Origin of the sequence: Nonomuraea sp. NPDC049784 (assembly GCF_040659615.1) — a bacterium.
Taxonomy (GTDB): Bacteria; Actinomycetota; Actinomycetes; order Streptosporangiales; family Streptosporangiaceae; genus Nonomuraea.
The window spans coordinates 1-10,903 of record NZ_JBFAMX010000332.1 but is presented as its reverse complement, the minus strand read 5'-3'; the positions used below and the strand labels follow the sequence as shown (position 1 = coordinate 10,903).

The following is a 10,903-nucleotide window of genomic DNA, read 5'->3' as shown; positions in this document are numbered from 1 at the left end:
GCGCCGCCGTACGGTCCCTCGCCGGCACCGCCAGGGCCGCGCTCGCCCTGCCCGCCGACACCCCCGAGGAGGCCGAGGCCGTCGCCCTCGGCGCGCTGCTCGGCGCGTACGCCTTCTCCCGCTACCGCACGAACGGCGAGCAGAAGGCGCCGGTCGCCGAGCTCACCGTGGTATCAGGCCAGTCCGACGCCGTCGCCGAGCGCGCCGGTGTCCTGGCCGACTCGGTCGCCCTGGTCCGCGACCTGGTCAACACGCCTCCCTCCGACCTGTGGCCGGCCAAGTTCGCCGAGATCGCCGAGCAGGAGGGCGGCAAGACCGGCCTGACCGTCGAGGTGCTCGACGACAAGCAGCTCAAGGACGGCGGCTACGGCGGCCTCATCGGCGTCGGCCAGGGCTCGGCCAACCCGCCCCGCCTGGTCCGCGTCGCCTACACCCACCCGGAGGCCGGCAAGCGGCTGGCGTTCGTGGGCAAGGGCATCACGTTCGACTCCGGCGGCCTGTCGCTCAAGCCGTCGGCCGCCATGGACTGGATGAAGTCCGACATGGGCGGCGCGGGCGCGGTGCTCGGCGCCATGATCGGCATCGCCAGGCTCGGCCTGCCGGTGAACGCCGTCGGCTACCTCTGCCTGGCGGAAAACCTGCCGAGCGGCACGGCGCAGCGCCCCTCCGACGTCATCCACAGCTACAGCGGCAAGACGGTCGAGGTGCTCGACACCGACGCCGAGGGCCGTCTGGTGCTCATGGACGGCATCGCCAGGGCCGCCGAGGACCAGCCCGACCTGATCGTCGATGTGGCCACCCTCACCGGCGCGCAGATCGTCGCGCTGGGCTGGCGCACGGCCGGCGTCATGGCCAACGACGACGCCGTCAGGGAGCTGGTCGTCGAGGCCGCCACGGCCGCGGGCGAGGGCGCGTGGGGCATGCCGCTGCCCGAGGAGCTGCGCAAGGGCCTCGACTCACCGGTCGCCGACATCGCCAACCTCCAGCCGGAGCGATGGGGCAGCATGCTGGCGGCGGGCATCTTCCTGAAGGAGTTCGTGCCCGAGGGCGTGCGCTGGGCCCACATCGACATGGCCGGGCCCGCGTTCAACAAGGGCGAGCCGTACGGTTACACCCCGAAGGGCGGCACGGGCGCCATCACCCGCACTCTCATCGGACTCGCAGAGCGGCACGCGAGCATCTGAAACAAATGAAAAGATGACGGCATCACGAACACCCCGACAAGGAGCCTTCCTGTGGCCTATGACATCGTCGTCCTAGGTGGCGGCAGCGGCGGTTACGCCTGCGCGCTTCGGGCGGCTGAGCTGGGCAAGTCGGTCGCGCTGATCGAAAAGGACAAGATCGGCGGCACCTGCCTCCACAGGGGATGCATCCCCACGAAGGCCCTGCTCCACTCCGCCGAGGTCGCCGACGAGACCCGCGAGAGCGAGTCGTACGGCATCAAGGCGCGCTTCGACGGCATCGACGTGCAGGGCGTGCACGCGTTCAAGGACAAGATCGTGACGCGGGCCTGGAAGGGCGTGCAGGGCCTGCTCAAGGGCGCGGGCGTGACGATCGTCGAAGGCGCGGGCCGCCTGGTCGGCCCCAACCGCGTCCAGGTGGGCTCGGAGGTCTACGAGGGCCGCAACCTCGTCCTGGCCACCGGCTCGGCGCCCAAGTCGCTCCCCGGCCTGGAGATCGACGGCGAGCGCGTCATCACCAGCGAGCACACCCTGAAGATGGACCGCGTGCCCACGTCCGTCATCGTGCTGGGCGGCGGTGTGATCGGCGTCGAGCTCGCCAGCGTCTACCGCTCGTTCGGCGCCGAGGTCACGATCGTCGAGGCGCTGCCGCACCTGCTGCCGACCGAGGAGGAGTCCAGCTCCAAGCTGCTGGAGCGGGCCTTCCGCCGCCGCGGGATCAAGTACGAGCTGGGCGTCTTCTTCGACAGCGCCAAGACCACCGAGACGGGTGTGGTCGTCACGCTGGCCAACGGCAAGACCCTCGACGCCGAGCTGCTGCTCGTCGCGGTCGGGCGGGGCGCGGTGTCGGCGGGCATGGGCTTCGAGGAGCAGGGTGTCGCCATCGAGCGCGGCGCGGTCGTGGTCGACGAGCACTGCCAGACCTCCGTGCCCGGCGTCTACGCCATCGGCGACCTGATCCCGACCCTGCAGCTGGCGCACGCCGGGTTCGCGGAGGGGATCATGGTGGCCGAGCACATCGCCGGCCTCAACCCGCCGCCCATCGACTACGCGGGCGTTCCCCGCATCACCTACTCCGACCCCGAGGTGGCCTCCGTCGGGATCACGTCGGCGCAGGCGGCCGAGCGCGGCATCGAGATCGTCGAGCAGGTCTACGACCTCGCGGGAAACCCTAAGAGCCAGATCCTCGGCACCTCAGGCGCCGTGAAGGTCATCGCCCAGAAGGACGGCCCGGTCGTCGGTGTCCACATGGTGGGCCGGCGCATCGGCGAGCTCGTCACCGAAGGGCAGCTGATCTACAACTGGGAGGCGCTGCCCGCAGAGGTCGCCCAGCTCATCCACGCACACCCGACCCAGTCCGAGGCCATGGGTGAGGCGATGCTGGCCCTGGCCGGCAAGCCGCTGCACGTACACAACTAGTCCAAGCCCTCGAGATCAGAACGCGAGAGAAGATAACGATGCCGGTCTCCGTACAGATGCCCCAGCTCGGCGAGAGCGTGACCGAGGGCACCGTAACCCGTTGGCTGAAGAAGGAGGGCGAGCGCGTCGAAGCCGACGAGCCGCTCCTCGAAGTGTCGACCGACAAGGTCGACACCGAGATCCCGTCGCCCTCCGCGGGTGTCCTCACGAAGATCGTCGTTGCTGAGGACGAGACGGTGGAGGTCGGGGCCGAGCTCGCTGTCATCGACGAGAAGGCCGAGGCGGGCGCCGCCGCCCCTGCCCCGGAGGCGCCCCCCGCGCCGGCTCCGCAGCCGGAGCCCGAGCCTGAGCCCGCGCCGGCTCCCCCGGTTTCCTCGATTCCCCAGCCTGCTCCTCCGCAGCCCGCACCGGCTCCCGCGCCTGCGCCTGCGCCCGCTCCGGCCCCGGCTCCCGCCCCGCAGGCCGCTCCCCCGGTCGCGCAGCCCTCGCCGCTGCCGTCGGGTGAGAGCCCGTACGTGACGCCGCTGGTGCGCAAGCTGGCCAACGAGCACGCTGTCGACCTCGACGCGATCACCGGCACCGGCGTCGGCGGCCGCATCCGCAAGCAGGACGTGCTGGAGGCGGCCAAGGCGCAGCGCGACAAGGCCGCCGCGGCGCAGGCCGCTCCGGCTCCGGCCCCCGCCGCCCAGGCCGCTCCCGCCGCGGCTCCGGTCACCGCGGGCCCCGAGCCTGTGGAGGTCGACACGACGCTGCGCGGCCGTACGGAGAAGATGACGCGGCTGCGGCAGACGATGTCCAAGCGGCTGGTCGAGTCGCTGCAGACGGCGGCCCAGCTCACCACGGTGGTCGAGGTCGACGTCACCAAGATCGCCCGGCTGCGCGACCAGGCCAAGGCCGACTTCCTGCGCCGCGAGGGCGTCAAGCTGTCGTTCATGCCGTTCTTCGAGCTGGCCGCCATCGAGGCGCTCAAGCAGCACCCGAAGCTCAACGCGACGATCAACAACGAGACCATGGAGGTCACGTACTTCGACGTCGAGCACCTGGGCATCGCGGTCGACACCGAGCGCGGCCTGATCGCGGCGGTCATCAAGAACGCCGGCGACCTCAACCTCGCCGGGCTGGCCCGCAAGACGGCCGACCTCGCCGAGCGCACGCGCGCCAACAAGGTGACGCCCGACGAGATCACGGGCGGCACGTTCACGCTGACCAACACCGGCAGCCGCGGGGCCCTGTTCGACACCCCGATCCTCAACCAGCCGCAGGTCGGCATGCTGGGGACCGGCGCCGTCGTGAAGCGGCCCGTGGTGATCGACACGCCTGAGGGCGAGGTCATCGCGGTGCGGTCGATGGTGTACCTGGCGCTGACGTACGACCACCGGCTGGTGGACGGGGCGGACGCGGCTCGCTTCCTGACGACGGTCAAGCGCCGTCTGGAGGAGGGGCGCTTCGAGGCCCAGCTCGGTCTCGCGTAGCCCCTGCGTCCCGGCTCGGGCTTCTCGGCCGGGCGGCTCCCCTGGGGCCGCCCGGCCTTTCGCTTTCCTGGGATGCCACGCCTACGTGTGAGCAGCCGGTGGCGGGCGTACTGTGGGGTCATGGCGATCATCGTGACGGGCTCGTCCGGGTTGCTCGGGTCGGCGCTGGTGCGGGCGCTGCGGGACGACGGGCGTGAGGTCGTCAGGCTGGTACGGCGCGAGCCGCGCGCGGCCGACGAGGCGTTCTGGCAGCCGAGCCGGCAGGAGATCGACCAGGCCGCGCTCGAAGGCGCGGAGGCCGTGGTCCACCTGGCCGGGGCGTCGATCGGGGGCAGGCGGTGGAGCGAGGCGTACAAGCGGGAACTCCTCGCCAGCCGGGTCCAGAGCACCAGGGTCCTCGTCGAGGCGATCGCCGGGCTGTCCGGCAAGCCGGAGGTGCTCTTGTCGGCCTCAGGGGTCGACTTCTACGGCGACACCGGCGACCGGGTGATCGACGAGAGCCAGGGCAAGGGCACCGGCTTCCTGTCGGATATGTGCGAGCAGTGGGAGGGCGAGGCCCTGCGGGCGGGCGAGGCCGGCGTCAGGACGGTGGTGATGCGGTCCGGGCTGGTGCTGAGCCGGGAGGGCGGGGTACTCGAGCGGGTGGTGCCGATCTTCAAGATCGGGCTGGGCGCGCCGCTCGGATCGGGAAAGCAGTACTGGTCGTGGATCACCGTGGACGACTGGGTCCGAGCGGCGGTGCATGTGCTGAAAAATCGTGACATTACGGGGCCGGTCAATTTCACGTCCCCATCGCCCGTCACCAACGCCGAATTCACCCGCACGCTCGGAAAAGCCCTGCGTAAGGGCACGATGCCGATCCCGGTGCCGGCCTTCGCGCTGTCCGCGGGGCTCGGCGAGTTCGCGCGGGAGGCGCTGCTGCCCGGTCACCGCATCCAGCCGAAGAAGCTGCTCGACAGCGGCTATGGGTTCGCCCATACCCGCCTCGACGAGGCTCTGAGCGCCGTACTCTAGGGAACCGTGCGTCCTTCAACAGGTGGGAGAATCTTGACATGAGCCGGTCAGGACAGTCACACATCCTCGCCATCGGGGGCGGATCGTTCCGCCCGAGCAGGCGCCACAGCTTCATCGAGGCCAGCCCGCTGCTCCGCTACGGCCTCGACCTGACGGGGCAGGACCGGCCGAAGCTCGGGCTGGTCGCCACCGCGGTCGGCGACTCCGACGAGTGGCTGCTCAAGATGTACGGCGCCTTCGCGGGGTGGGACGTCGAGTTGAGCCACCTGACGGTGTTCCCCATGCCCAATGTCGAGGACCCGCGGGCCTGGATGCTCGAGCAGGACATGATCTACGTCAGCGGCGGCAGCGTGGCCAACCTGATGGCGCTGTGGCGGCTGCACGGCTACGACGAGGCGTTCGAGGAGGCGTGGCGGTCCGGCGTCGTGCTGTCCGGCCAGAGCGCGGGCGCCCTGTGCTGGCACGCGGGCGGCAACACCGACTCCTTCGGGCCCGACCTGCGCGTGTGGGCGGAGGGCCTCGGCTTCCTGCCCTACTCGTGCGGCGTCCACTACGACTCCGACCCGCAGCGCCGCCGGCTGCTGCAGGAGTCGGTGGCCAGCGGCGAGCTGCCCGACGGATACGCCGCAGACGAGGGCGTGGGGCTCCACTATGTGGGCACGGAGTTCATCCAGGCGGTGACCGTCGAGCCGGGCGGCTACGCGTACCGGGTGGAGAGCGACGGGGCGAGCGGCGTCAAGGAGTTCAGGATCGAGCCACGACTCTTGACCCCCTGATTACCCTTCGCGGGTGAGGGAACGGCACAATAGGCTCATGCGCCCCATCCACGGGGTCGATCCCCACGCACTCGCCATCGTCCGCCTCGGCGTCGACGTCCCCTACGAGCAGGCCTGGTCGCTGCAGCGCTGGGTGCACGGCAAGCGGGTCGCCGGAGAGCTGACCGACACCGTTCTCATCCTCGAGCACGCCCCCGTCTACACCGCGGGCAAGCGCACCGCGCCGCACGAGCGCCCTGCCGACGGCACCCCGGTCGTCGACGTCGACCGGGGCGGCCGCCTCACCTGGCACGGTCCCGGGCAGCTCGTGGCGTACCCGATCGTCGCCGTCACCGACGTGGTCACGTACGCCTGCCGCCTCGAAGAGGCGATGATCCAGATCTGCGCCGACTTCGGCGTCACGGCGAGACGCGTGCGGGGGCGCGGCGGCGTCTGGGCGATCGGCGACGCCAACCTGGGGCTGCCCGACCGCCAGCTCGGCGCGGTCGGCCTGCGCGTCGCGCGTGGCGTCACCATGCACGGTTTCTCGCTCAACTGCGCTAATGACCCCCGCTGGTTCAACCGCATCACGCCGTGCGGCATCCCCGAGGTGGGCGTCTCCTCGCTGTCGGCGGAGACGGGCCGTCGCATCGTGGTCGAGGAGGTCATGCCGATCGCGGAGAAGCGGCTGGCGGAGGCGCTCGGCATAGAGTCGTACGAACTACACGAAGAAGACCTTCTCCGCAGATGATCTGGGGCCTACGATCGGCCGTGTGAAGCGCCTCCTCGCTGTCTTAATCGCCCTCGTGGTGCATCTGCTGACACTCGGATTCGTCGCGCTCGGCGCGTGGATCATCCTGGGCAACGTGGGTTCCGTGGTCGCATGGCTGCTCGGCGGCGTGAGCCTGGCCATCGGGTGGGCGCTGCGGCCGCGCCTGGGCGGCCTGCCCGCCGACGCCGAGGTGCTCGAGCGCTCATCGGCGCCGGAGCTGTACGGCATCGCGGACCGCGTGGCCGACCGGGTCGGCGTCCGGCGGCCGGGAAAGGTCGCGGTCAGCGACCTGGCGGCCGAGACCCGCTACGAGCGCGTGGGCCTGCCGCGTACCCCTGTCCTGGCGGTCGGGCTGCCGCTGTGGCTGGCGCTGCCGCCCAGGCAGCGGGTGGCCCTGCTGGCCACGGCGTACGCACGCGTCCCGACCGCCGAAGAGCTGGTCGTGGACGGGGCCCTGTTCACGCTGGAGGCATGGCGGGACGCGCTGCTGGGAGCCGAGCCGCTGCGGGTCAGGGAGGAAGCCCAGACCAAGATCGCCGGCTCGTCGCTGGGCGCGGTGGACCACCCGGGGACCACGTACGAGGTGATGGGAACCTTCGGCCGCCTGCTCGGGCGGGTGCTCGGCGGGCCCGTACTGCTGGTGCGGTACACGCTGACCCGGCTGGCACGCGCCGGAGCGGCCCGTACCCTGGCCCGGCATCGGGCGCTGGCCCGGCGGGCGGCGTCCGAGCAGGAGCTCGCTGAGCTGGACGCACTGGCGGGCGGCGGCTACCTGGCGCCGATGCAGGCCGCGGCGCTGCGCGGCGAGAGCGCGGCGGCGATCAGGGAGGGCGCGCTGGCCCGGTCCAGGCTCACCGACGACGGTGTGCTCACCTCTTCCCCGCACTCCGAGCTGCTCGGCACACGCGAGTCTGAACGCATCGACGAGGAGCTGCTCGGCCACTACACGCGGGCCATCCGCGGATTCGGCCTCATCTCGTGACCCACGACCGGGCAGGTTTCCCGGGAGACGTAAGCTGTGAGCGTGACCGTTGCTCCTGAAGGCCGAAAGCTCCTCCGCCTGGAGGTGCGTAACGCCGAAACCCCTATCGAGCGCAAGCCCCCGTGGATCAAGACCAAGCTGAAGACGGGCCCCGAATACACCGAGCTGAAATCGCTCGTGCGCCGGGAGGGCCTGCACACGGTCTGTGAAGAGGCGGGCTGTCCCAATATCTACGAGTGCTGGGAAGACCGCGAGGCGACCTTCCTCATCGGCGGCGACCAGTGCACGCGCCGCTGTGACTTCTGCCAGATCGACACGGGCAAGCCGAAGGAGTACGACCGCGACGAGCCGCGCAGGGTGGCCGAGTCCGTCCAGCAGATGGGCTTGAAGTACGCGACCGTGACCGGCGTGGCCCGCGACGACCTGCCCGACGGCGGTGCCTGGCTCTACGCCGAGACGGCGCGCCAGATCCACGGGCTGCTGCCCGGGTGCGGCGTCGAGCTGCTGGTGCCCGACTTCAACGGCAACCGCGACCAGCTGGAGGAGGTCTTCTCCAGCCAGCCTGAGGTGTTCGCGCACAACGTCGAGACCGTGCCGCGGATCTTCAAGCGGATCCGTCCCGCGTTCCGGTACGACCGGTCGCTCGCGGTGATCACGATGGCCCGTGAGGCCGGGCTGGTCACCAAGTCCAACCTGATCCTGGGCATGGGCGAGACGCGCGAGGAGGTCGTCTCGGCGATGCGCGACCTGCACGCCGCAGGCACCGACCTGCTGACCATCACCCAATACCTGCGGCCCACGCCCCGCCACCACCCGGTGGATCGGTGGGTGAAGCCGGAGGAGTTCGTGGAACTGCAGGCCGAGGCGGAGGCCATCGGGTTCGCCGGTGTGCTTTCCGGGCCGCTCGTGCGCTCGTCGTACCGTGCCGGCCGCCTCTACCAGCAGGCCATCCAGGCCCGCCAGACGGCCTGATCCCCACCCGCCAGCCCCGGGACCCGCGCCCATGCGGTCCTGGGGCTGCTTCGTGCCCGGCGCGCCTACGACGCGGTCGCGAGTGACGGCCAGCGCCAACGAGACACCGCACGCCGACGGCGCAACGGGGCCACCGCGTTTCGGGGGGCCGGGGCGGGGCGGCTGCGGGTTTCGTGAGGTGTCGTTAGCATTGCAGGGCAGCCGACGGAGGAGCGACGGGATGGCCGTTCTGATCCGCACGAGTGACCTGCCCGCCAAGCAGCGCCACGACGCCTGGCGGGCCATCGTGTGCGACACGCTCGGCCCGCTCGACCTCAGGATCGACCCCGGCGCCCCGCTGCGGGGGCAGATCGAGGCCGGACGGCTCGGCCCCGTGGGCGTCGGGAGGGTGCGCACGTCCACGCCCCACAGCGTGCACAGGACCCCGGGCCTGATCCACCGTGACAGCCCCGAGCTCTACCGCCTCGTGCTGGCCCTGGAGGGCAGCCCACGGGTGGCCCAGGACGGGCGGTACGCGCAGCTCAGCAGGGGCGAGTTCGCGATCTACGACTTCACCAGGCCCTACGAGCTGGCCTACGACTCCGCCGTGCAGCTCGCGGTGTTCAGCCTCCCCCGCGACCTGCTGTCCCTGCCGGACGGCGCCCTGGACACGCTCACCGCGCTCCCCATCACGGCCGAGTCGGGCACCGCCGCACTGGCCGTGCCGCTGCTGCGCCGAGTGGCCGTGGACATCGAGACGTACCGGCCGGAGAGCGCGGCCCGGCTGTCCACGGTGGTGACGGATCTGATCAGCACCGCCGTCGCCGAACGCCTCGAGCAGACGCGGTCGTTACCGGAGGGCTCCCGGCAGCGCATGCTGCTGCTGAAGATCCACGCCTTCATCGAGCAGCGGCTGGGCTGGGCCGACCTCGACCCGGCCACCGTCGCGGACGCGCACCACATCTCGGTGCGCTACCTGCACCGGCTCTTCGAGACGGAGAACACCACGGTGGCCGCCTGGATCAGGCAGCGGCGCCTGGAGCGGTGCCGCGCGGAGCTGGCCGAGGGCGGCACCCGGTCCGTGAGCGAGATCGGGGCCCGGTGGGGGCTGCCGGACTCGGCCCACTTCAGCAGGCTGTTCAAGCGCGCGTACGGGATGCCGCCCGCCGAGTACCGCCGCGCCAACGCGGTGCGCTGAACGTCAATCCGCCTGGCACCCAGATCCAAGACCCGCGACCCCTTCGACCAGCAGACTGAAGGCACAAAGAAGGAAGGGGTACGGAAATGCAGCTGTTCGTCAATCTGCCGGTCAAGGATCTCGAGCGGTCGAAGAAGTTCTTCGCCGAGCTCAGCTTCAACCTGTTCGGCATGGCCGAGGACATGGCATCGGTGATCATCAACCAGGAGACGCAGGTCATGCTGCTGACCGAGCCGACGTTCGGCTCGTACATCACCAAGGAGGTCGCCGACGCGGGCAAGGGCACGGAGGCGATCCTGGTGCTGGGCATGGAGAACCCCGCCCAGGTGGACGAGCTGGTGGACAAGGCGCTGGCGGCCGGGGCCACCCCGGCGGGGGTCAAGCAGGAGGACGGCGTCAGGTACCAGCGCGGCTTCGCCGACCTCGACGGGCACCACTGGGAGGCGCTGTGCCTGGTGCAGCCGGCCGGGTGAGCGGCAAGGCGACCTCTGCGGACGGCACCGCCATCGCCTTCGACCGGTACGGCGCCGGGCCTGCGGTCGTCCTGGTCCACGGCGCGTTCACGGCCAGGGGGCATGCCACGCTGGCGGGCGTGGCGGCCGGTCTGGCGCCGTGGTTCACGGTGTACGACTACGACCGCAGGGGGCGCGGCGACAGCGGGGACACCCCGCCGTACGCCGTCGAACGGGAGATCGAGGACCTGGCGGCCGTCATCGAGGCGGCGGGCGGGTCGGCCATGGTGTTCGGCGGCTCGTCGGGGGCCGCGCTGGCGCTGGAGGCCGCCGTACGGAACCCGGCGATCTCCAAGCTGGCCCTGTGGGAGCCGCCGTACCACGTGGACGACAGCGCGCCCCCGCTGCCGGACGACTTCGCGGCGCAGCTCGACGCGCTGGTGAGGGCGGGCAGGCGCGGGGAGGCGGTGGAGCGGTTCATGGTGGAGGCGGCCGAGGCGCCCCCGGAGGCGGTGGCCGCGATGCGAGCGCAGCCGTCCTGGGCGGAGCTCGAGGCGCTGGCCCACACCCTCTCCTACGAGGCCGAGGTGATGGGGCCGGGCAACACGCTGCCCGGCGATCGGCTGGCCGGCGTCACGCAGCCGACGCTCGTACTCAACGGCGAGGACAGCCCCGGCTGGATGTCGATCGCGGGGCCGGCGGTCGCG

11 protein-coding genes are annotated in these 10,903 nt (G+C 71.3%); all 11 read left to right on the top strand.

What is annotated here, in order from left to right; translation table 11 throughout:
- The coding region (locus AB0J09_RS41320; protein WP_360703593.1) for a leucyl aminopeptidase at positions 1–1,184 on the top strand (1,184 nt) is incomplete at its 5' end.
- A 51-nt stretch (positions 1,185–1,235) separates the two neighbouring features.
- Entirely contained in the window at positions 1,236–2,600 is a 1,365-nt protein-coding gene (lpdA, locus tag AB0J09_RS41315) for a dihydrolipoyl dehydrogenase (protein WP_360703590.1), read from the top strand.
- 38 nt (positions 2,601–2,638) lie between these two features.
- The gene (sucB, locus tag AB0J09_RS41310; RefSeq protein ID WP_360703587.1) at positions 2,639–4,072 is read left to right on the top strand and encodes a 2-oxoglutarate dehydrogenase, E2 component, dihydrolipoamide succinyltransferase; all 1,434 of its coding nucleotides are present in this window, start codon (positions 2,639–2,641) and stop codon (positions 4,070–4,072) included.
- Between the two features lie 120 nt (positions 4,073–4,192).
- Positions 4,193–5,086 (top strand): TIGR01777 family oxidoreductase, encoded by an 894-nt coding sequence (locus AB0J09_RS41305; RefSeq protein ID WP_360703584.1) that lies wholly within the window; start codon positions 4,193–4,195, stop codon positions 5,084–5,086.
- Positions 5,087–5,124: 38 nt separating this feature from the next.
- Entirely contained in the window at positions 5,125–5,862 is a 738-nt protein-coding gene (locus AB0J09_RS41300; protein WP_360703581.1) for a peptidase E, read from the top strand.
- Positions 5,863–5,899: 37 nt separating this feature from the next.
- Positions 5,900–6,592, top strand: coding sequence for a lipoyl(octanoyl) transferase LipB (lipB, locus tag AB0J09_RS41295; RefSeq protein WP_360703579.1), 693 nt, complete (start codon positions 5,900–5,902; stop codon positions 6,590–6,592).
- Between the two features lie 22 nt (positions 6,593–6,614).
- A complete protein-coding gene (locus AB0J09_RS41290) occupies positions 6,615–7,595 on the top strand; it encodes a M48 family metallopeptidase (RefSeq protein WP_360703576.1) in 981 nt (326 codons plus the stop codon).
- A gap of 42 nt (positions 7,596–7,637) precedes the next feature.
- Positions 7,638–8,567 (top strand): lipoyl synthase, encoded by a 930-nt coding sequence (gene lipA, locus AB0J09_RS41285; protein ID WP_360703574.1) that lies wholly within the window; start codon positions 7,638–7,640, stop codon positions 8,565–8,567.
- A gap of 220 nt (positions 8,568–8,787) precedes the next feature.
- Positions 8,788–9,744, top strand: a complete 957-nt coding sequence (locus AB0J09_RS41280; protein WP_360703571.1) for a helix-turn-helix domain-containing protein — start codon at positions 8,788–8,790, stop codon at positions 9,742–9,744.
- Positions 9,745–9,830: 86 nt separating this feature from the next.
- Positions 9,831–10,217: a VOC family protein gene (locus AB0J09_RS41275; protein ID WP_360703568.1), complete on the top strand. Its 387-nt coding sequence runs from the start codon at positions 9,831–9,833 to the stop codon at positions 10,215–10,217.
- Positions 10,193–10,903, top strand: a 711-nt coding sequence (locus AB0J09_RS41270; RefSeq protein ID WP_360703565.1) for an alpha/beta hydrolase, incomplete at its 3' end; no start/stop codon positions are given. The genes AB0J09_RS41275 and AB0J09_RS41270, both read left to right, overlap by 25 nt.